The sequence below is a fragment of the Microvirga puerhi genome (assembly GCF_020089865.1).
Lineage (GTDB): Bacteria > Pseudomonadota > Alphaproteobacteria > Rhizobiales > Beijerinckiaceae > Microvirga > Microvirga puerhi.
On the sequence record NZ_JAIRBM010000005.1, the window covers coordinates 233,478 to 256,494 of the forward strand.

General features: G+C 61.5%; 13 protein-coding genes. 9 read left to right on the forward strand and 4 right to left on the reverse strand.

What is annotated here, in order from left to right; genetic code table 11:
* The first annotated feature begins 10 nt into the window (after positions 1–10).
* From K9B37_RS09010 to K9B37_RS09045, 8 genes are all read left to right on the forward strand, one after another.
* Complete coding sequence (locus K9B37_RS09010; protein WP_224312749.1) at positions 11–1,996, forward strand: heme lyase CcmF/NrfE family subunit; 1,986 nt, start codon at positions 11–13, stop codon at positions 1,994–1,996.
* A gap of 3 nt (positions 1,997–1,999) precedes the next feature.
* The gene (locus K9B37_RS09015) at positions 2,000–2,449 is read left to right on the forward strand and encodes a cytochrome c-type biogenesis protein (protein ID WP_224312750.1); all 450 of its coding nucleotides are present in this window, start codon (positions 2,000–2,002) and stop codon (positions 2,447–2,449) included.
* Between the two features lie 131 nt (positions 2,450–2,580).
* Positions 2,581–3,792 (forward strand): S1C family serine protease, encoded by a 1,212-nt coding sequence (locus K9B37_RS09020; protein ID WP_439651701.1) that lies wholly within the window; start codon positions 2,581–2,583, stop codon positions 3,790–3,792.
* Between the two features lie 159 nt (positions 3,793–3,951).
* Positions 3,952–4,650: a winged helix-turn-helix domain-containing protein gene (locus K9B37_RS09025; protein WP_224312751.1), complete on the forward strand. Its 699-nt coding sequence runs from the start codon at positions 3,952–3,954 to the stop codon at positions 4,648–4,650.
* The gene (locus tag K9B37_RS09030; RefSeq protein ID WP_224312752.1) at positions 4,647–6,092 is read left to right on the forward strand and encodes a HAMP domain-containing sensor histidine kinase; all 1,446 of its coding nucleotides are present in this window, start codon (positions 4,647–4,649) and stop codon (positions 6,090–6,092) included. Before K9B37_RS09025 ends, K9B37_RS09030 begins: the two co-directional genes overlap by 4 nt.
* 89 nt (positions 6,093–6,181) lie before the next feature.
* On the forward strand, positions 6,182–9,133 hold the full coding sequence (locus K9B37_RS09035; protein ID WP_224312753.1) for a bifunctional [glutamine synthetase] adenylyltransferase/[glutamine synthetase]-adenylyl-L-tyrosine phosphorylase: 2,952 nt from the start codon (positions 6,182–6,184) through the stop codon (positions 9,131–9,133).
* A 918-nt stretch (positions 9,134–10,051) separates the two neighbouring features.
* Positions 10,052–11,242 carry a calcium-binding protein gene (locus K9B37_RS09040; protein WP_224312754.1) on the forward strand — a complete coding sequence of 397 codons (1,191 nt, stop codon included), beginning with the start codon at positions 10,052–10,054 and terminating at the stop codon, positions 11,240–11,242.
* A gap of 783 nt (positions 11,243–12,025) precedes the next feature.
* Complete coding sequence (locus tag K9B37_RS09045; protein WP_224312755.1) at positions 12,026–13,318, forward strand: calcium-binding protein; 1,293 nt, start codon at positions 12,026–12,028, stop codon at positions 13,316–13,318.
* Between the two features lie 100 nt (positions 13,319–13,418).
* Here K9B37_RS09045 and K9B37_RS09050 read toward each other — a convergent pair whose 3' ends face one another.
* From K9B37_RS09050 to K9B37_RS09070, 4 genes are all read right to left on the reverse strand, one after another.
* Complete coding sequence (locus K9B37_RS09050) at positions 13,419–15,746, reverse strand: sensor histidine kinase (RefSeq protein WP_224312756.1); 2,328 nt, start codon at positions 15,744–15,746, stop codon at positions 13,419–13,421.
* Positions 15,747–15,940: 194 nt separating this feature from the next.
* Entirely contained in the window at positions 15,941–18,592 is a 2,652-nt protein-coding gene (gene pepN / locus K9B37_RS09055) for an aminopeptidase N (protein WP_224312757.1), read from the reverse strand.
* Positions 18,593–18,899: 307 nt separating this feature from the next.
* Complete coding sequence (locus K9B37_RS24780; protein ID WP_305072143.1) at positions 18,900–20,603, reverse strand: calcium-binding protein; 1,704 nt, start codon at positions 20,601–20,603, stop codon at positions 18,900–18,902.
* Positions 20,604–20,986: 383 nt separating this feature from the next.
* Positions 20,987–22,267, reverse strand: coding sequence for a calcium-binding protein (locus K9B37_RS09070; RefSeq protein ID WP_224312758.1), 1,281 nt, complete (start codon positions 22,265–22,267; stop codon positions 20,987–20,989).
* A gap of 230 nt (positions 22,268–22,497) precedes the next feature.
* On the opposite strand from K9B37_RS09070, the gene K9B37_RS09075 reads away from it, so the two are divergent.
* A complete protein-coding gene (locus K9B37_RS09075) occupies positions 22,498–22,941 on the forward strand; it encodes a VOC family protein (protein WP_224312759.1) in 444 nt (147 codons plus the stop codon).
* The last annotated feature ends 76 nt before the right edge of the window (positions 22,942–23,017 follow it).

The window sequence follows — 23,017 nt, forward strand, 5'->3', positions numbered from 1 at the left end:
AGTTGCCTTCGTGTTGGTCGAGGCCGGACATTTCGCGCTTGCGCTGGCCCTGGGCTTGTCCCTGATCCAGTTCGTGGTGCCGCTCTGGGGCGCGCGGGCCAATGACCCGGTGCTGATGTCAGTGGCGCCGACGACGGCGCTCGCCGTCCTCGCCTGCGTCGGGTTCGCCTTCCTGACCCTGACCTATGCCTATATCTCCTCGGATTTCTCAGTGCTGAACGTGGTCGAGAACTCACACTCGGCGAAGCCGCTGATCTACAAGATCTCCGGCGTGTGGGGGAACCACGAGGGCTCGATGCTGCTGTGGGTCCTGATCCTGTGCCTTTTCGGCGGCGTGGTGGCGCTGGCGAAAAACACTGTCCCGATGCGTCTGCAGGCCAACACGCTCGCGGTGCAGGCGGCGATCACCGTCGCTTTCCTTCTGTTCATCCTGATGACGTCGAATCCGTTCCGGCGCCTCGTTCCGGCGGCGGCTGAAGGGCAGGATCTCAATCCGCTTCTGCAGGATCCGGGCCTCGCGATTCATCCGCCGCTTCTCTATGTCGGTTACGTGGGCTTCTCGATTTCCTTCGCCTTCGCCTGCGCGGCCCTGATCGACGGTCGCATCGACGCGGTGTGGGCACGCATCGTCCGTCCCTGGACGCTGGCCGCCTGGTGCTTCCTGACGCTTGGCATCGCCATGGGATCCTACTGGGCCTATTACGAATTGGGCTGGGGCGGCTGGTGGTTCTGGGATCCGGTTGAGAATGCCTCCCTCATGCCCTGGCTTGCGGGCACGGCACTCGTTCATTCCACGGTGGTGATGGAAAAGCGCGATGCCCTGAAGGTCTGGACGATCCTGCTTGCGATCCTCACCTTCTCGCTGTCGCTGCTCGGCACATTTCTCGTTCGCTCCGGTGTGCTGACTTCGGTTCATTCCTTCGCGGTCGATCCGGAGCGCGGTACTTTCATCCTCGGCATTCTCGTCATCTTCATCGGCGGCTCGCTCGCACTTTTCGCCTGGCGCGCACCGCTGCTGCAACAGGGCGGCCTATTCGCGCCGATCTCGCGCGAAGGCGCTTTGGTAGTGAACAACCTCTTCCTCGCCAGCGCCTGCGCGACGGTGTTCATCGGCACGCTCTATCCGCTCGCGCTCGAAGTGTTGACGGGCGACAAGATTTCCGTCGGCGCGCCATTCTTCAATGCTACCTTCCTTCCGCTCATCGTACCGCTTCTCCTATTGCTGCCGCTTGGCCAGACGCTCGCCTGGAAGCGCGGCAATCTCCTTGGGACCGTGCAGCGGCTCTATGCGGTCTTCGGCGCGTCGATCCTCGTCGTGCTGGCAGTGCTCGCCTTCACCTATGGCGGTCCGGTGCTCGCGCCCTTCGGCATCGGACTCGGTGTCTATCTCGTTCTCGGCTCCTTCAATGAAATCGTCACCCGCTCCTGGACGCGTGGGAAGCCCTTGAGCGTTGCCTGGATCAAGGCGAGAGGATTGCCGCGTTCGACCTGGGGCACGGTCTTTGCCCATGCGGGCGTCGGACTCGTGGTGCTCGGGATTTCCGCTACCGCCTGGGATGTGGAGAGCCTCGGCACCATGAAGCCGGGGGACCGCATTGGCGCTGGCCCCTATCAGCTGCGCCTGGAACGCATCGTGCCTCGGCAGGAGGCAAATTATCGCGAGGATGCAGCTCTCTTCCGCGTCGACCGTAACGGACGTGAGCTCGGCACGGTCGAGAGCATGAAACGCCTCTACGTGACGCGCGGCATGCCGACCACAGAAGCCGGAATTCTCACCTTCGGCTTGAGCCAGGTCTATGTGAGCCTCGGCGAGATGCAGCCGAACGGCTCCGTGGGCGTCAGGCTCTACTACAAGCCGCTCGTCCTGTTGATCTGGCTCGGCGCCGTGGTGATGGCCTTCGGTGGCGCTCTATCCCTGACGGATCGGCGCCTGCGCATCGCCGCACCGGCACGAAACAGGGCCGCGCCGCCGATTGCTCCCGTTCCGGCGGAGTAGGGGATGCAGCGCGTTCTTCTCCTCATCGCAGCCCTGGTTCTCGGAGGCTCCGCCCTTGCGGTCCAGCCGGACGAGGTGATGAAGAACCCGGTCCTGGAGCATCGCGCGCGGGAGATTTCCGCGGGCCTGCGCTGCATGGTCTGCCAGAACCAGTCCATCGATGATTCCGATGCCCAGCTCGCCCGTGACCTGAGGATCCTGGTGCGGGAGCGTCTGGCTGCCGGCGACACAGACCAGCAGGTGAGGGACTTTCTGGTCCAGCGCTACGGCGAGTTCGTGCTGCTGAAGCCGGCTTTCCGAGCCCACACGCTGCTGCTCTGGCTGGCTCCGTTCCTCGTCCTGATCCTGGGAGCCCTCGGTGCCGTCATTCATCTGAGACGCCGCCCGAAAGCCAATGCAGCGCTCGACGAAGAGGAGCGCCAGGCGCTCGAAGCCTTGCTGAAGCGGGACTGAAGCTCCCTCCGCCAACCTTACGAACATTTCATTCTCAAGTGAGTGAACCGTAAGGGGGGAAGGGCCATGTTTGCTCTCATCACGAACCCGAAAGGGATGAACCCACGGGGTTCCTCGAGGAGAGACAGACCATGATGGATAAAGCCTCCACACCCGCCCGCAAGCGCATGACCAAATGGCTCGGCGCCGCCGCGGTTGCCGCCCTCATCGCTGGCGGCGCCGTCGAAAGCGGTCTTGTGGCTCCCAATCCCGCCCATGCCGAGCTTCGCTCCATGGCGCAGCCGATCCAGGGCATGCCGTCCTTTGCCGACGTCATCGATCGCGTGAAGCCGGCCGTGATCTCGGTCAAGGTCAAGGTGCAGAACGTGGCGAGCCGCGATCAGGGCGACGATGAAGACCAGTTCGGCATGCAGGACCTGCCTCCCGGCATTGAGAAGTTCTTCCGCCAGTTCCGCGATCAGATGCCCGACCAGCGCGGCGGTCAGCGCGGTCAGCGCCAGCAGCCCCGCCAGTTCGGCCAGGCTCTCGGCTCCGGCTTCTTCATTTCGGCCGACGGCTATGCCGTGACCAACAACCACGTGGTCGAGAACGGATCCTCCGTGACGGTCACCAGCGATGACGGCAAGGAATACAGCGCCAAGGTGATCGGCACCGATCCGAAGACCGACATCGCTCTCATCAAGGTCGAGGGCGGCAGCGACTTCCCCTTCGTTCGCCTCGCACCCCAGAAGGCGCGGATCGGCGATTGGGTGCTCGCAGTCGGCAATCCGTTCGGCCTCGGCGGCACGGTGACGGCGGGTATCGTTTCGGCCCAGCACCGCGACATCGGCGCCGGCCCCTATGACGACTTCATCCAGATCGATGCACCCGTGAACAAGGGCAATTCGGGTGGTCCGACCTTCAACCTTGCCGGCGAAGTGGTGGGCGTGAACACCGCGATCTATTCGCCCTCCGGCGGCAGCGTCGGCATCGCCTTCGCGATCCCGGCCAGCACGGTCGAGCAGGTCGTCGCCTCGCTGAAGGACAAGGGTACCGTCACCCGCGGCTTCATCGGCGTACAGATGCAGCCGGTGACCAAGGAGATCGCCGAGGCGATCGGCCTCAAGGAGCCGAAGGGCGCTCTCGTGGCCGACACCGTGAAGGACAGCCCGGCCGAGAAGGCGGGCATCAAGACCGGCGATACCATCGTCGCGGTCGACGGCGAAACCATCAAGGAGGCCAAGGACCTCTCCCGCAAGGTGGCCCAGGTCGCCCCCGGCAAGAGCCTGACTCTCACTCTCTATCGGGACGGCAAGGAGCGCACCGTGACCCTTGACGTCGGAACTCAGCCCAAGGGCACCTAATCGCCCCTGAGGCACGCCATGGATACCGGGCTCATCCCCCTGTCGCTTGTCCCTCGAGCTCGGTATCTTCGCCCGCGGCAGGCCGGCCTTCCCCGCCAAGGCCGGTCTGCCGTCGGGTACTATTTTTGATGGCAGGCATCTTTTGCTATAAGCATGGCCATGCGGATTCTCATCATCGAGGACGACCGTGAGGCGGCCTCCTATCTCGTAAAAGCGTTTCGGGAAGCGGGTCATGTCGCGGATCATGCGGCGGACGGGCTCGACGGCTATGCCATGGCGGAAGCCGGCGACTACGACGTGCTCGTGGTCGATCGCATGCTGCCGAAGCTCGACGGCCTCTCCCTCATCCGGTCCCTACGCGAGCAGAAGATCGAGACGCCCGTCCTCATTCTCTCCGCCCTCGGTCAGGTCGACGATCGCGTAAAGGGGCTGCGCGCCGGCGGGGACGATTACCTGCCGAAGCCCTACGCCTTCTCCGAACTTCTCGCCCGCGTCGAGGTGCTGTCGCGCCGCCGCGCCGCCGCACCGAGCGCGGAGGCGACGGTGTACCGGATCGCAGATCTCGAACTCGACCGCTTGTCTCATCGCGTCACGAGGTCCGGACAGGAGATCGTGCTGCAGCCGCGGGAGTTCCGGCTGCTCGAATATCTCATGAAGAACGCCAACCAGGTCGTAACCCGCACGATGCTGCTCGAACATGTGTGGGATTATCATTTCGATCCGCAGACCAACGTCATCGACGTGCATGTGTCGCGTCTCAGGGCCAAGATCGACAAAGGCTTCGACAAGCCGCTCATCCACACCATTCGCGGCGCCGGCTACACGGTAAGGGTCGGGCAGGGCGAGGGGGAGGAATGAGCCGGGGCGCATCGCCGCTGTCGGCTCTGGGCGCTCTCGTCCGCACCACGGCCTTCAAGCTGTCCTTCGCGTATCTCTTGGTCTTCGCGCTCTTTGCCTTCGTCGCGCTCGGCTATGTGGCCTGGAATGCGCAGCGCCTGCTCTCCGACCAGTTCACCTCGACGATCGATGCGGAGATCAACGGCCTCGCCGAGCAGTATCGCATGGGCGGACTGCGCCGTCTCGTCAACATCGTCGAGCGGCGCTCCCGCGCGCCGGGTGCTTCCCTTTACTTGGTCACGACGGGCACAGGCGAGAAGATCGCCGGCAATGTCGGCGCACTTCCCTCCGGTGTCATCGACCAACCTGGTCAGTTCGAGACCGATTATGCGCGCACGGAAGACACTGACGCGCCGCCAAGCCACGCTCTTGTGAGAGTTTATCTTCTGCCCGGCGGTTTCCGCCTGCTCGTCGGGCGCGACATGGAGGAGAGCGCACGCCTGCGCGACGTGATCCGTCGCGCTTTCGGCTATTCGCTCCTGTTCATCGGCGTCCTCGGCTGCGGCGGTGCCTGGTTCATCACACGCCGCGTCCTGAAGCGCATCGACGACATGACCGAGACCACCCGCGTCATCATGGCGGGCGATCTCAGCGGCCGCGTGAAGGTGGCCGGAACGGGCGACGAGCTGGACCGGCTCGCCAACAATCTCAACAACATGCTGGAGCGGATCGACGAGCTCATGAACGGTATGCGCGAGGTCTCCGATAACATCGCGCACGACCTGAAGACGCCCCTGACCCGGATGCGCAACAAGGCCGACGAGGCTCTTCGCCTCGCCAAGACGCCCGATGAGCTCAGAGTCGCGTTGGAGGCCAATATCGAGGAGAGCGACAACCTCATCCGCATCTTCAATGCCCTGTTGATGATCGCGCGACTCGAAGCCGGCAACGCCCGTGAGGGCCTTTCGGATTTCGACGGCGCCGAAGCAGTCCGCGACGTGGCGGAACTCTACGAGGCTCTGGCCGAGGATGCTGGTGTTCCCCTCGACGTTCAGGTGCAGGACGACCTACCGCTCCACGGCAGTCGCGAGCTTCTGGGGCAGGCGGTCGCTAATCTTCTCGACAATGCCCTGAAATATGGCGCGCCCGCTGAGGGCGAGACGGCCCAGCCGATCACGGTCACGGCGCGGCGTGACGGCGGCGACATGGAGATTATCGTCGCCGACAGTGGAGCGGGCATCCCGGAGGCCGAGCGCAGCCATGTCCTTGAGCGGTTTGTCAGACTGGAAACCGCGCGCTCGCGGCCCGGCTTCGGCTTGGGTCTGAGCCTCGCGGCGGCCGTCGCACGGCTTCACGGCGGCCTGCTGCGGCTGGAGGACAACGCGCCGGGCCTCCGGGCCGTCCTCGTCCTGCCTCTGCGGAAGATGCCTGATCAGCCGCCAGTTCCCGCATTATCTGCCTGATCCTTCAGCGGCCCAAGGCCCACATTTCGGTTGCCTCGCTGTCCGCAGCGTGGAGACTGGCCGGCATTTACGGATTCGTCGGAGCCGTCGTGCCGGATACCACTCATTCCCTTCTCAGCCGCCTGCGGCAGGCGCCACCCGTCTCGGACCGCCGCAAGGCCAAAGCGCAGCTTGTGGATTTGAACGCCCGGATCCCAAACGAGCCCGAGGCGGCGAGCCTTGCGCCCGCACTGGGCGAGGGGTTTCTGCGCGACCTGCTGCTGGCGCTCTCGGACCATTCTCCCTTTCTCTGGCAGCTCATCCGAAACGAGCCGGCGCGCCTTGCGGCGCTTATGGCGGCCGCACCCGAAGACAGCCATCGCGCCATTGCTCAGGATCAGGCCAACCTCTTTCGCCGCTTCAGGGCGGGTGAGATCGCACGAGACGATGTGGTGCGCGCCTTCCGCCGCAACCGCAACAGCCACGCGCTCCTGGTGGCTCTCGCCGACATCGGCGGCGTGTGGGGCGTCGAGGAAGTGACGGCTGCACTCTCGGAATTCGCGGACGCGTCCGTCCGCGGCGGCGTCAATCTCGTGCTCACGGAAATGGCGGATCTTGGTCGCATCCGCCTGGCAAATCCGGACGAGCCGGGAGAGAGCTCCGGTTTCACCGTCCTGGCGCTCGGCAAGCATGGGGCCGGGGAGCTCAACTATTCGAGCGACATCGACCTCGTGGTGTTCTTCGATCCCGCGACGCCGGCCCTGCCCGAGAATGCGGAGGCCGCGACGGTCTATACGCGCATCGCTCAGCAACTGGCCCGCCTCCTGCAGGAACGGACGCCGGACGGCTACGTCCATCGCGTCGATTACCGCCTGCGCCCCGATCCTGGATCGACGCCGACCGCCGTTTCCTTGCCATCGGCCTATACTTATTACGAAACCGTGGGCCAGAATTGGGAGCGCGCAGCGCTCATCAAGGCGCGGCCGGTGGCCGGCGATCTCACGCTCGGCGAGCGTTTTCTCGCAGATCTTCGTCCCTTCATCTGGCGCAAGTATTTCGACTTCGCGTCCATCGCCGACGTGCATGCCATGAAACGGCAGATCCACGCCGTGCGAGGACATGACGAGATCGCGGTTGCCGGCCACGACATCAAGCTCGGACGCGGCGGCATTCGTGAGATCGAGTTCTTCGTCCAGACGCAGCAGCTCGTCTTCGGTGGGCGGCGTCCCGCTTTGCGCGGGCGGCGCACCCTCGACATGCTGCGGACACTCCACGGCGAGGGCTGGATCACCGAGAAGGCGCGGGACGAACTGTCCCACGCCTACCGTTTCCTGCGCGGCATCGAGCATCGTCTGCAGATGGTGGCCGACGAACAGACGCAGCGTCTGCCATCCGGCGAGGAAGAGCTGACGCGCTTCGCCAAGTTCTGCGGCTATCCCACATTGAAAGCCTTTTCCAAGGCGCTGACGCAGCAGGCGCGGATCGTGCAGGGGCACTACGCACTTCTGTTCGAGGAGGGACCGGAACTCGCCTCCGACGTGGGCAATCTCGTCTTCACCGGCACGACCGACGATCCCGAGACTTTGGCGACGCTTGAGCGTCTCGGCTTTCGGGATCCGGCACGCATCGCAGAAACGATCCGCGGTTGGCATTTCGGCCGCCGCTCGGCCATCACGAGCCAGCGTGCTCGCGAAGTCCTCACCGAACTCGTTCCGGCCCTTCTGTCCGCCCTGGGCGGAACCGCCGATCCCGATGGCGCGCTGGCAGCCCTCGATCGTGCGTTTGGACGCATGCCCGCAGCCGTGGAGCTTCTGACCATTCTCCAATCGCATGATCGCCTGCGTCTGCTCTTCGCGGACCTTCTCGGCACCGCGCCACGACTCGCCGATACGGTGGCGCAATCTCCTCACGTTCTCGACGCGCTGATCGATCCCGCCTTCGTCGTTCCGTTGAGCGACGACGCTGCGATCGAGACTCAGGTGCGGCAAATGATTGGGCAGCCGGGCGATTACGAGGATTTTCTCGATCGTGCCCGCGATGCGGCACGGCAGATGCGCTTCGTCACCGGAGCCCGGCTTCTCTCCGACATCCTCTCTCCGCAGCAGGCCGGCGAGGCCTATGCGGCGATTGCGCGGGCTATCCTTCGCGTTTCGTTCGAGCAGGTGCGCCGGCTCTTCGAGGCCGAGCATGGGATAGTGCCCGGCAGCGCCATATCGATCCTCGGCCTCGGCCGTCTCGGCTCCCGCGAGCTGACGGCAGCTTCGGATCTCGATCTCGTGGTAATCTACGATTTCGACGAAAACGAGCGCGAGAGCACCGGTCCACGCAAGCTCGATGCCGTGGTCTATTATACGCGTCTGACTCAGCGTCTGGTCGCAGCGCTCACCGTGCCGACGCGGCGCGGCCTCCTTTATGAAGTCGATCTGCGCCTGCGCCCGCAGGGCGGCAAGGGACCGGTTGCGTCACAGTTCAAAGGCTTTGTCGCCTATCAGACGACGGAGGCCGATCTGTGGGAGCACATGGCGCTCACCCGTGCCCGCGTGCTTGCCGGCGATGAGGACTTCGGTGCGACGGTGCAAGCCGCAGTGCGGCAGATCGTTGGGGCCAAGCGCGAGCCGGCAAAGGTGTATTCCGAAGTCCGCGCCATGCGCGAGCTTATCGCCCAGGAGAAGGGCGACGACGATCCGTGGGATCTCAAGCTCGTCCGCGGCGGCCTGACGGATCTCGATTTCATCGCGCAGGGCCTCGTGTTAGCCTACAGTGCGGCTCACCCGACTCTCATCGGCCATGCGCCGGAAGAAACCTTCATGGAGGCCGCCGGGGCAGGGCTCATCGACGAGGAGGCTGCACGTAGTCTCGTCGAAGCACACCGCCTGTTCCACGCGGTGTTCCAGTGGCAGCGCCTCACCATCGAAGGTCGCTTCGATCCCGCATCCGTCTCGCCCGCGATCCTGAAGCGACTGGCGACCATTGCCGGATTGCCGAATGCGAAAGTGCTGCTGGAGCATCTGGGGGAGATGCGGGGGCGGGTGGCGATGATGTTCGGAGCTATGAAGGGATAGGCCAAGGCTTCACGCCTGTCGCACATTGTCATCGTTTGCGATGTGCAGCATAGATTGTGTATCGCAAGGTCAGTTTAAAACTTCCTATATATAGATCAAAGAGTTAAGGGCTAAGAACTTTCAAATCCTCTTTATCCAGAGAGTTACCTGTCCCCTGAATATCTGCATGGAATTGGTCAGTTTTGGCGCAATGCAGAGTTATGGGGCTGATCCATGCTAAGTGCTCTCGAAATCGCATACCTCGAATTTATGGCCAGCCACGGCGGTGGAACCCCCATCACCTATGGAGGGGCTGTTGACGGTGGAACCAGTGGCGGCGGTGTAACCACGATTAACTCCGACGGCAGTGTTACGACTGATCATCAGGGTGGCGGAACGACCGCGACGGCTATTTCAATGGACGGGACAAAAACCGTAACGACCACTTATGCCGATGGGAGCCGCTCTCAGGTTATCGAGCGTCCGGACGGGACGAGCACGAGTACAACCGTCCAAGCAGGCGTTACGACTACGGTTGTTAGAAACAAGGATGGAAGCGTAGATTCCACAGTTTATCCTAATGAATGGGGCTTAACCACGACCGCCAGATGGGTCCGCAATGCTGACGGAGGCTACACGACGACGGTTCATACCGGGAGTGTCTCAACAATTACAAAGACATTCGACTTAGATGGTACTCTTCGGATGAAGGAAATTCGTCAAGAGCTTGGTCCCACATTCACAACACAATATAATTTAGATGGAAGTTCAAAAGAAGTTTACCTAAGTGCCAAGGGTGACCAATATACAATTTTACATGCGCCTGACGGAAGCATTACGAGTCAAGGAGTTTATACGGCGGGTCAACGGGAAGCTGATTTTTGGGACCGCTACCATCGAGGAGAGCTACCTGTCTATGGGCCGGATCTTCCAGGAGAAGTGAGCGACGATTCAATCAAAAAGAATACCGGCCCGCAGCAAAAGTTTGTAGCGCTTGTTGCAGAAGAAGAGGCACACGTCATTCTGACGACCACTGGAACGTCTGGCGATGATACAATAACTGCAAGCGGCTTGCTTGCTGGAGGTGGAGGGAATGATCAGCTGACAGGCCAGGAAGGCTCAGATATTCTTCTGGGCGGGTCCGGCAACGACCGGTTGGATGGCGGCGCGGGCGGTGACGTCCTCGACGGCGGCGCGGGTGCCGACACCATGGCGGGCGGCAAAGGCGACGACACCTATTATGTCGACAGCGCCAGCGACGTGGTGTTCGAGCTCGGCAACGAGGGCACCGACACGGTCCACTCGACTGTCTCTTTCGACATCCACGCCTGGGCGATCGAGAACGTGGTGCTTGAGGGCGTTAGCAATGCGAGTATCACCGGCAATTATTACAACAACGTGCTCACCGGTAATGCCGGCCACAATTACATCTATGCTGCGGACGGCAACGACACGGTCGATGGTGGTGCCGGTCACGATACCCTCTACGGCGCCGGCGGCAACGACTCGCTGCTCGGCGGTGCCGGTAACGATGTGATCAACGGCGGGGACGGCAACGACATCGTCTATGGCGGTGCGGGTGCCGATTATCTCGATGGCGGGTCGGGCAACGACACGCTCAGCTACTTCGATGCGCAGGGTGGCGTGACCGTCAAGCTGTGGGCGAACAGCGCCTCCGGCGATATCGCCCAGGGTGACGTCATCTCCGGCTTCGAGAACGTCAGCGGTGGGGCCGGCGGCGACTGGCTCGAAGGCGACAACAACGACAATGTGCTCGACGGCTGCGCTGGCGGCGATCTGTTGATCGGCATGGGCGGTAACGATCTGCTGCTCGGCCGCGAGGGCAACGACACCCTGATCGCCGATTGGGGCACCGATATCCTCGAGGGTGGTTCAGGCTCGGATCTGTTTGCGATCTGGGCGACGACCCAGCATGCGATCCTCAACGACTTCAAGCACGGCGAGGATCACATTCAGCTCTCGACCAGCCTGTTCAAGGACTTCGCGGCGATCAAGGCCGGGGCGGTGCAGCAGGGCGACGACGTGCTGATCGCTCGTCCCGGGCTCGACATCCTGCTCAAGCATGTGCAGCTGTCGACCCTCACCGCCTCCGACTTCCAGTTCGTGTAAGCTTTCAGAGCACTGCCTGAAAACCGAAGAATGCAAGAAGGTGCGGCCATCACGGCCGCACCTTCTTGCTATTCCGGTTATCACTACGTTTGTGATGACCTCTTGCTGCACATTTGTTCCTCCTGCCTCATCAACTGTTCCGATCGACAGAGTTCTTCCGCCGTCCGACATCTGATGGTCCATTGTCGGATAGGCGAATGCGAACGTGCTCCTGCATCCGCTGGAAGTGGTAAGAAGCCGGGCGCTGCCTTTGCGCTGAATATTCATGGTTGCACCGAACCGAATATCCACCGTTCGCCAAGCTCGATCGGTGCTGAGCGCTCATTAAGAGCCTGGGAATAGACGGGGATAAAATCGCCTCCGACAAAGCATGATCGGTGGCCTGCCGGAAAGGAGAAATGTGAGAAATCATCTCAGTGATAGGCTTTCCGGTATATTCTGCCTGTTATTTATGGCGAGGATGGAATTTTCCGCGCTGAATTTATAAAATCCATCATATTGTGACGTATATTTCTTCGTCTATCGATAATATTACAAAGCATGATAGAATTTTCACTATAGAACTACATATATATACTTCAAAACTAAAAGTTGTGTTCGGCGATAACTGTCAGATGTGACAAAAATCACTTGTCAAAGCCACATACAGATATATTGTTTCAAAAGTTTATGACTGAACGGTATGCACCAGCCCTTTGTACGAAAAAAGGGCGCTCGCATTGACGTTCACCAGCAAGGCACTCGTTCATATCAGAGGGCGGGTCGGCAACACGGGGGTTAGTGATGACATTCTCACTTGAGCAAGAGTTGGAAGCATTCTTCGACAATAGCGGTGGCGGCGGCATTGCTTACGGCGGCACGGGCCAGACCGGGACCATCACCGGCAATCCGACCGGCGGTTCGGGAAGCGGCACATCCTACACCCAGACCGGCCCCGATGGGGGGATTACATGGCAGAGAACCACCTCGGAAGATGGCACCTATACGGTTTCTTATAATGTCAAGGACGGGGCCGATTATTACGACATGTACGTAATCTATCATCCCACCGAAGACCTTGGCATGCAGATCGTGAAGGGCTGGGGGCAATCGGCCCTAGATGGTATCCAATCGGCTTGGCAGGCTTATTCCGGCGCCGTCAACAGGGGCGCAGACGCGTTCCTCGGGTTCCAACGAGACGCTTGGAATTCCTACCTGGCGGGGGTCAGGCATCTGGTCGACGGCGACACTTCACAGCAGCCTAAGCCCCCGGCAGAGCCGGTCGCTACAATTCACAAAACCGAGGTTGTCCTGGTAACCGGTGCATCGACATATACCAAGGTCAACATGACGTTTGGCTCTTCGGGGAATGACTCCCTTGTCGGGACCGGAGCACTGTTCGGCGACGCGGGCAACGACGAAATCCGTGGAGGCGCGGGAAGCGATTTCATCAACGGCGGCGCCGACAACGACGTGCTTCTCGGTAATGCCGGCAGCGACGTGATCACCGGCGGGGACGGCAACGACATCGTCTATGGTGGGGCCGGTGCTGATCGCCTGGATGGTGGTGCGGGCAGCGACGTCTTGAGCTATTTCGATGCGCAGGGTGGCGTCACCGTGAAGCTGTGGGCGAACAGCGCCTCCGGCGACATCGCCCAGGGTGACGTCATCTCCGGCTTTGAGCACGTCAGCGGCGGGGCCGGCGGCGACTGGCTCGAAGGCGACAACAACGACAATGTCCTCGACGGCTGCGGCGGCGGTGACCTGCTGATCGGTCTGGGCGGCAACGACCTGCTGTTTGGCCGGGAAGGCAACGACACGCTGATCGCCGACTGGGGTACGGATATCCTGGAGGGTGGGTCCGGCAGCGATCTGTTTGCGATCTGGGCGACGACCAAGCACGGCATCATCAACGATTTCGTGCATGGTGTTGATCATATCCAGCTCGCGACCAACCTGTTTGCGAACTTCAACGTTCTGAAGGCGGCGGCGGTGCAGCATGGCGCCGATGTGGTCATCACTAACGCGACGCTCGACATCACACTCAAGAACGTCCAGCTCGCGACGCTGACCGCCTCCGACTTCCAGTTCGTGTAAGCGGCACATTCACCGCCTGAAAAGGCGATGCTGAAACGAAGAAAGGCGCGACCGAAAGGCCGCGCCTTTTTTTATTGGGCGCTTGAAAAGGGGAGGGTGCTCAGGCTGCCGCGTCGGCGAGGGCGATTTCGGCGCTAGTGCTTTCCGTCATCGGCAGGTGGACCAGCACGATGGTGCCAACACCTTCCTGGCTGCGGATGCGCAAGGTGCCGCCATGGAGTTCCGTCAGGGAGCGGGCGATGGCGAGGCCAAGCCCCGATCCTTTGTAGCTCTTGGAGAACTCCGTCTCGACTTGTTCGAAGGGCTGGCCGAGCTTGTGCAGAGCATGAGCCGGAATGCCGATACCGTTGTCTTCGACATAGATGTTGATGGCATTGCCGGCCTGGCGCGTGCGCACTGTGATGCAGCCGCCGTCTCCCGTGAACTTGGTGGCGTTCTGCAGCAGGTTCACCATGATCTGGTGCATGGCACGCTCATCGGCGGAGACGACGATGTCTTCCGGATTGACGTCGACGGTGATCGACAGGTTCTTGGCCTTGATCTGCTCGTTGACGAGCCGCAGCGCCCGCTGGATCGACGCATTGACCTCGATGGGCTGCTTGGTGAGGCTCGTGCGGCCAGCCTCGATGCGCGACATATCGAGGATGTCGTTGATCACGGACAGGAGATATTCGCCGCTCGAGCGAATGTCGGTGCAGTACTCCTCGTACTTCTCCGAGCCGAGCGATCCGAAAATCCCGCTCTGCATCACTTCCGCAAAGCCGATGATGGCATTCAGCGGCGTGCGCAGCTCGTGGCTCATATTGGCCAGGAACTCGGACTTGGCGCGGTTAGCGCTCTCCGCTTGCGCCTTCTGATCGAGATAGCGCTCCGCGAGGTCCGCAAGCTGCTGCGTCTGAGCCTGAAGCTTCTGGCGGGACTGCTTGAGATCGAGAACGGTGGCGATCAGCTCCTTCTCGGATTCGACGAGACGCTGCTCATGGCGCTTGAGCGCGGTGATGTCCGTTCCCACCGACACGTAGCCGCCGTCCTTGGTGCGACGCTCATTGATCTGCAGCCACCGACCATCCTGGAGGCGCGCCTCGTAGCTGCGCGCGCCCACATCCTGCTTCTGCGCCCGCATGAACTGGTGCTGGATTTCCGGCGGACGACCCTGCGCCATCACATCGGCATAGGACTTGCCCTGGATGTCAGCGTCGGGCGAAAGCTCGTGCAGTTTCAGGAATTTCGAGTTGCACAGCACGAGACGGTTGTTCGCATCCCACAATACGAATGCCTCGGAGATCGCCTCGATGGCATCATGCAGGCGCGCATCTGCCTTGGCAGTCTTCTCTTCCAGGCCGCGCTGCTCAGTCACATCCACGGCAATGCCAACCAGATGGCTCGCCGCATCGTCCGGATCGCTCATCAGCTCAGCGCGGGCGCGCAGCCACACCCAGTCGCCGCTCGCGCTGCGGATGCGAAACTCGTAGTCGACGAGCGAGGTCCGAGCGGAGGCGAGCTGCTCTGCCAGCGTGTAGAGATCCTGATCCTCCGGATGGATCATCGTATTGACCTCGCCGAAGGACAGGAACTCGTCCTGCCGCTCATAGCCGAGGAGCTCGTACATCGAGTCTGACCAGTACAGGCGGCCGCGGCCGATATCCCAATCCCACAGGCCGCAGCGTCCGCGATTGAGAGCGGAGTCGATGCGGTCGCGCACCTTCTCGCAGACCTCGTCCGCAGCGCGGGCGCGGTTCGCCTGCATCACGTACGCAATGCCGATGCCGAGAAGCACCACGATCGTCGCTCCGAGCAGCGACACATGTCCGACGGTGCGGGCCCACCAGCCGGACAGAACGTGCGGAAGCGGTTGTACGATGGCGATCTGTCCGTTCGAGGCAGGAAGCGACCGAACGGTGGCGATCCCCTGGTCGCCGGACGCGAGACGGATCGTCATGACGCCAGCGCGATCCGCGAAAGTAGTCAGAGGTTGCGCATCGCCAAGAATGTCGTTGAGAGTCCTCGGCGCACCTGTGGTCGTCGGGTACGCCGCGATGACTTTGCCGGAGGGGTCTGCGAGAAGCAGCATCCGGCTGCGCGACAGCGCGCTCGACGGCATGCCCGTCACGAGCGTCAGAAGCTGTGCCGATGCCTCGGCTGCATTCGCCGGAGCTTTGTTCGGACCGAGCCTCGCTGCGGAAAGAGAGGCAATGACGTCGATGTCGCCGATGGCATCGAGAACCGTATCCTCGCGGCCGTTCCGCACCTGAATCCAGGCGCTTGCAGCGAGCGTGACGAGGAAAAGCGCGAGCAGAGCAGGTACTGCCAGACGCAGCAAGGGCTCATATTGCTCAAGCCGACGATAGGTCGGGTGCGCGTCCGTTCGCGTCACCCCTAGAATTGTACCCGCGCGTGCGGGTACGCATGCGGTCGCCGCCCCCGCCATGCGATCTCCCTCCGGAATCCCTCAATGTCCCTGTTCGGAAGGACGTGCCGCATCTTTCCGAATCACCAACAATAGAATCTTCGCCGCGTGATTTGTCTAGCTAGGCAAAGGCTGTGTAGTGCAAAAATTTTAATATTTCGTTAGGGACCTCAGCAACAGGTGCCTGCCGGAGAAAGGTAATTCGATTCAAAGCCTTATTTAACAAGCGTTTCTTCAAGGGAGCGTTGCACAATGTCTCCTACGTCACGAGAAAGACTCGCGTTTTGAGCGATGCGGCGAAGGGCGCTTCTGGCACGCTCGAGACGCTCCGGCTCCATGATGCGCCATGATCCGAAGGCCGTGAGAAGGCGCGCCGCCAATTGAGGATTCAAGGGATCGACGCGCAGGACCATGTCGGCGACGAATTCGTAACCCTGTCCATCGGCCCTGTTGAATTGCGTCGGGTTCAACATCGCGAAACTGCCGACGAGAGAGCGAACACGGTTCGGGTTGCTGATGGAGAAGGCCGGATGCTCCATCAGGCGTCGCACGCGATCGAGTGTTCCGTCTTCCTGGATCGAGGCCTGAAGGGTAAACCATTTGTCGAGCACGAGCGGCTCGTCCGCATAGCGTCGTCCAAATGCTGCGATAGCCGCCTCGCGCGCCTCGCCAGGCAGCGTCATCAGGACACCAAAGGAGGCCAGGCGATCGGTCATGTTGCTTGCAGTCTCGAATTGCGCCTGGGCGCGCCGTTCTCCCTGCCGCGCATCGGCTGCAGCAAGAAGATCGAGGCTGACATTCCGCAAGGAGCGGCGTCCCGCACTGGCAGCATCCGGACTGTAAGGTCCCTGGTCCGCAAGTTCCTCATAAAGCTGTAGAAGCGGCTCCGCGCAGACCGTGCCAATCATGCGACGCAGCTCTCGCCGGGCACGGTGGATGGCGTCGGGATTCACGTTCGCTCCGATCTCCTGAGCCACATCCGCCTCGTTGGGCAAGGTCAGCACAAGCGCCGCGAAGGCGGGGTCACGACGGGCGTCGCTCTCGAGGAAGGTGCGAAGGGCCGCGGCCAGTCGGTCGAAGTCGCCATCGGGAACGGAGGTGCGTTCCGCCAGTCCGATCAGGAGACGCATGGCCACGGTCTGCGCCGCCTGCCAGCGGTTGAATGCATCCGTATCGTGGCGCAGCAGAACGAGAAGGTCGTCGTTCGTGAGATCGAGCGACGTTCGGACGGGCGCGGAGAAGTCCCGGAATACGGATGGCACCGGTCGCGACGTGACGCCGGAGAAGCTCAGGCTGTCCTGCGCCCTGTCCAGCATGAACACGCCTTGGGGGCTGACGCGCTCGCTTGTTGCCGTCAGGCTGCTTCCATCTTGCGCGACAAGACCGATCGCCACCGGGATCGCCATGGGCTCCTTGGACGGCTGGCCCGGGGTCGGCGCCGTCGCTTGCGCGAAATCGAGCCGGTATGTCTGCGCAGCTTCGTCATAGGTACTGCGGATGGTCACCCGTGGTGTGCCGGCCTGCGAATACCAGCGCGCGAAATGGCTCAAATCCCGGCCGGTCACGGTCGCGAAAGCGTCGAGAAAATTCTCGACGGTCGCCGCCGTGCCATCGCAGCGGTCGAAATAGAGGTCCATGCCGCGCCGGAAGTCCCCCTCGCCGATGATCGTCTTGAGCATGCGGACGATCTCCGCGCCCTTTTCGTAGACGGTCGCCGTATAGAAGTTGTTGATCTCGCGGTATTGCTGCGGACGCACCGGATGGGCGAGGGGGCTTGCATCCTCGGCGAATTGCCGGGCGCGCAGGGTCTTGACCTCGGCGATGCGGTGGACGGGGCGGGAGCGCTCGTCGGAGGAGAATTCCTGGTCACGGAAGACGGTTAGCCCTTCCTTAAGGCAGAGCTGGAACCAGTCGCGGCAGGTGACGCGGTTGCCGGACCAGTTATGAAAATACTCGTGCGCGATGATCGCCTCGATATTGGCGTAGTCCGCATCGGTCGCGGTCTCGGGGCTCGCCAGCACGTATTTGTCGTTGAAGATGTTGAGGCCCTTGTTCTCCATCGCACCCATGTTGAAGTCCGAGACGGCGACGATGTTGAACTCGTCGAGATCGTATTCCCGACCGAAGACCCGCTCGTCCCAGCGCATGGAGCGTTCCAGGGCATCGAGCGCATAATGGGCGCGATCCTCCTTGCCGGGCTCGACATAGACCTTGAGCCGAACGGCGCGGCCGCTCATCGTGGTGAAGGACTTGCCCACATGGCCGAGCCGACCGCCCACGAGCGCGAAAAGATAGGACGGCTTGGGATGCGGATCGTGCCATATGGCGAAGTGCCGGTTCGTCCCCTCGATCGCGCCGCTCTCTACCGGATTACCGTTGCCGAGCAGAACCGGAGCCTCGTCCCGGTCGGCCTCGATCCGGGTCGTATAGACGGAGAGGATGTCGGGACGATCCAGGAAGTAGGTGATGCGCCGGAAGCCGTCCGCCTCGCACTGCGTGCAGTAATTGCCGCTGGAGCGATAAAGGCCCATCAGCTTGGTATTGGCCGTGGGGTCGAGCTCCGTCTCGATCTCCAGGGTAAAGGCTTGGCGCGGCGGCTGGCTGATGCTGAGGAATTGCGGGCCCGTCTCATATTCACCACTCGGCAGCGCGCGGCCGTCGAGGCTTACGGACCTGAGATTCAATTCATCGCCGTCGAGCACGAGCGGTGCATCCGCACGCCCCTCCGGGTTGGGGCGGATGGTCAGCGTGGCTTTCACGCGCGTCGCATGCGGGTCGAGCCTCACGTCCAGCTCGACCCGGTCGATCAGGAAATCGCTCGGCCGATAGTCTTTCAGCTGGATGATCTTGGACTCGTCGGGGCGCATGCGGGCTCACTTTAGTGAAATGATGTTGCGATTTAGGGCCCGTGCCGGATCCTGCAAGGCTCAAGCAGAGGAAGGCAGGCAAAAGTAAACGACTTCTGAACAAATGGCGTGGAATGGCTTAAATCGAAAGGTCGCAGTGCGGAGTATGCCAATCGTCTCGTGATTAAAGGCTGATGGATGATTCTTGTCGGGCGCGACGGGTTGGGCGGGACGCCTGCGGTTCGGAACCAGCATAGAAAAAGGCGCGGCCGAAAGGCCGCGCCCTTGTCTATCTCAGCGTCGCCTGTTCCGGCGACGCATGTTCCGCTTACACGAACTGGAAGTCGGAGGCGGCGAGCGCCGACAGCTGCACATGCTTGAGCAGGATGTCGAGGCCGGAGCGGGCAATCAGCACATCGTCGCCTTGCTGCACCGCCCCGGCCTTGATCGCGGCAAAGTCCTTGAACAGGCTGGTCGAGAGCTGAATGTGATCCTCGCCATGCTTGAAGTCGTTGAGGATCGCATGCTGCGTCGTCGCCCAGATCGCAAACAGATCGTTGCCTGAACCGCCCTCCAGGATATCGGTACCCCAGTCGGCGATCAGCGTGTCGTTGCCTTCCCGGCCAAACAGCAGGTCGTTGCCGCCAAAGCCGATCAAGAGGTCGCCGCCACCGCAGCCGTCGAGGATGTTGTCGTTGTTGTCACCTTCGAGCCAGTCGCCGCCTGAACCGCCACTGACATTCTCGAAGCCGGAGATCACATCGCCCTGGGCAATGTCGCCGGAGGCGCTGTTCGCCCACAGCTTCACGGTGACGCCACCTTGCGCATCGAAATAGCTCAAGGTGTCGTTGCCGGCGCCACCGTTGAGGCTGTCGGCACCGGCGCCGCCATAGACGATGTCGTTGCCCGATCCGGCCTCGATGACATCGTTGCCGTCACCGCCAAGCAGCGAGTCGTTGCCGTCACCGCCGTTGAGGCTGTCGTTGCCGGCCCCGCCAGAGACGGTGTCGTTGCCTTCGAGTGCGAAGATGAGGTTGTTGCCAGCATTACCGGCGAGCACGTTGTCGTAGCAGTTGCCGACGATGTTCACGTTGCCAGTGCCGTCGAGGATGACGTTCTCGATCGCCCAGGCGGCGATGTTGAAATCGACGGTCGAGTGCACCGTATCGTTGCCCTCGTTGCCGAGCTCGAACACCACGTCACCGACGTTATCGACATAGTAGGTGTCGTCGCCGGCACCGCCCGCCATGGTGTCGGCACCCGTGCCGCCGTCGAGAATGTCGTTGCCAGCGCCGGCATCGAGTCGGTCATTGCCGATACCGCCATTGAGCATATCGTCGCCAGCGCCGCCGTTGAGCGTATCGTTGCCAGCACCGCCTACCAGCAGACCGCCACCCGTGATGATGTCGTTGCCATCAGTGCCGAACAGAGATGTTACGATCACATAATTCTGTTGCGGCTCGTCGTGCCACTGTGGAATGACAAGCAGCACCTTATGGGCCACTGGTCCTTCGTCGCGAATATAGGGGGCCGCTCCGTCGTCAATATTCAGAAAGAAATCCGGAATGTGACCATCGGGAATGTAATTGTGAACCCTTTGATATTCCAGGTCTAGCACATCAGGGGTAAGATGTGGCAGAATAGGATCGACCTGATAATCATATTCTTGACCTTCATAGTGATGATTTAATTCAAAGGGACCCTGAAAATAAAAGTAAAGAGGACCGTCCTCATTCTGGATGACACCTGAATCGGGATCTATGCCGGCGTAGTCCGGTATTCCATCTCTATTTGCATCTATGTATACTGTACCACCCTGATCAATTAGATATGTAATTCCGTCCTCGTCCGTGACAGATTCCCATCCATCGTCGACATCACCGCCGTCTTCCGTGACACCACCCGAACCGCCTCCAGACTCAGTCCCGTTGGTGATCGGGCCGGACACGACATAGGTGCCGCCATAGCCGATGCCGCCGCCACCGCTGTTGTCGAAGAACGCTTCCAGCGCTTGTTCGAGTGAGAAAGTCATCGCTACCCCCGTGTTGCCGACCCGTCCCATGACCAGTCGCGCGATCGCCCCGAACGCGCCGCTCAGGACAATACATGTTGTATCATTTCCTATCATGGTCAAGGTGTGCTGGCGCACTCGCGCACGTCCATTCGCGCGACAGGACATGCCTAAGTTGCAGTCGCCAAACGTCAGTCCGCAGGAGACGTTGTAGCGCCGACCATCAACCGCTCGCACTCGCTTCGATACCCAATCTGATGCCTTGCGCGTCTGCAAAGATTTGCGTGCGACGATGCCATCTCGATGGCGTCGATCTCGCTCCCGCACAGCAAAAAAAGCGCGGCCATGAGGGCCGCGCCTTTCTTCGTTTCATGATCGCCTTTTCAGACGGCGGGTTATCTCGCTTACACGAACTGGAAGTCAGAGGCGGTGAGCGTTGCGAGCTGGACGTTCTTCAACGTGATGTCGAGATGAGCACCGGTGATCACCACGTCGGCGCCGTGCTGCACCGCCGCCGCCTTGATGGCAGCAAAGTTCGCGAACAGGTTGGTCGCGAGCTGGATGTGATCCTGTCCGTGCGCGAAGTCGTTGAGGATCGCATGATCGATCGTCGCCCAGATCGCAAACAGGTCCGAACCCGAGCCGCCTTCGAGGATGTCGGTGCCCCAGTCGGCAATCAGCGTGTCGTTGCCTTCCCGGCCGAGCAGCAGGTCGTTGCCGCCCAGACCGATCAGCAGATCGCCGCCACCGCAGCCGTCGAGGACATTGTCATTGTTGTCGCCCTCGAGCCAGTCACCACCGGCGCCGCCGCTGACATCCTGGAAATGGGCGATGGTGTCGCCCTGCGCGATATCGCCCGACACGCTGTTCGCCCACAGCTTCACCGTCACGCCACCTTGAGCATCGAAGTAGCTTAAGGTATTACGGCCCGCACCACCGTCGAGATGATCGGCGCCGGCGCCGCCATAGATGATGTCGCTGCCGTCTCCGCCGTCGATCCAGTCGTTGCCGCCACCCCCGAGCAGCGAGTCGTTGCCTTTGCCGCCGTCGATGGTCTCGCTGCCGGCGTAGCCGACGATCGTATCGTTGCCCATGCCGCCATAGATGAGGCCGGCCTCATGGAAATAGTCGTCGCCGGTCGAGCCGACGAACACCTCGGTGTTGAGATAATAGCCATTGTCAAATTTGAAAACGGCATCGAACTGTTGAACGGTCGTTCCGCCATCGACTGTCCCACCGTCGGGCGTTCCACCATCGCTGCCGCCGGAGCTGCCGCCATTGCTGGCGCCGCCAGCCCCGCCATCGATGCTTCCGTGAGACGTGGGAGTCGTCGTCGATAGGAGCTGATAACGGCTATGGAACGTGAAATCGGGGCTAGCCGTTTCCACGCCGTTGGGGCCTGTCTCCAACCGATAGGCCAGGTTGGCATTCGGATAATCGGGATCGACGGCATAACGGTGGCCGTCGAGTTCGTAGACGTCATAGATCTTCGTCCCGATATGAATCTGGTCGACACGGGTTAGGCCGGAGCTTCCGCCCCCCGATCCTCCGTCGGAGCTGGAGCCGCTTCCGGAGCTGCTTCCGCTACCGCCGTCGGTGGCGCTCGAAGGTCCACTTGCCAAGGGTGTTCCGGCCAGCACGCGCTGTTCGGTTGCTGCCATCTCGTCCCAGAGATTGTAAGTCATCTGTGATGTCTCCTCGTTAGGTCAAGCGGGGACCCTTCCTCTCGAAAGGTCACTCCCAGAAAGCAATGATATGTCATTGCATAAGAGTAGCAAGGGTGAATGCCCCATGACTGTGATGTCCCATCGGAAACCGCAGGGTGAAGTTGTGGCTCAGAAGCCTGTCATTGGTTGATTTTGTCTTGACCTCCGCTGCCGTTGCGCCATCACTCGTGCGCCACACGGAGACACAAATGCACTATCTGCACACGATGGTTCGCGTCTCGAACCTCGATCAATCCCTCGATTTCTTCTGCAACAAGCTCGGCATGGTGGAGACCCGCCGGATTGAGAACGAGAAGGGGCGATTCACGCTCGTGTTCCTCGCCGCCGATGAGGATGCCAAGCGTGCCGCCGCGGGCGAGCGGGTGCCACTCCTTGAGCTCACTCATAACTGGGACGAGCATGAATATGCGGGCGGGCGCAATTTCGGTCATCTCGCCTATCGGGTGAAGGATATCTACGCCACCTGCCAGGCTCTGATGGATGCGGGCATCGTCATCAACCGGCCGCCGCGCGACGGGCATATGGCCTTCATCAGGACGCCGGACAACATTTCCATTGAGCTGCTGCAGGAAGGCGAAGCCAGGCCGCCTCAGGAACCCTGGGTATCTATGCCGAATACCGGCACCTGGTAGGCATAATCCTTATCGCTGGAACCCTTTGATCCGGGTTTTCTCTCAGGCGGGACATTCCCAAAAAGGCCTTGCCCCG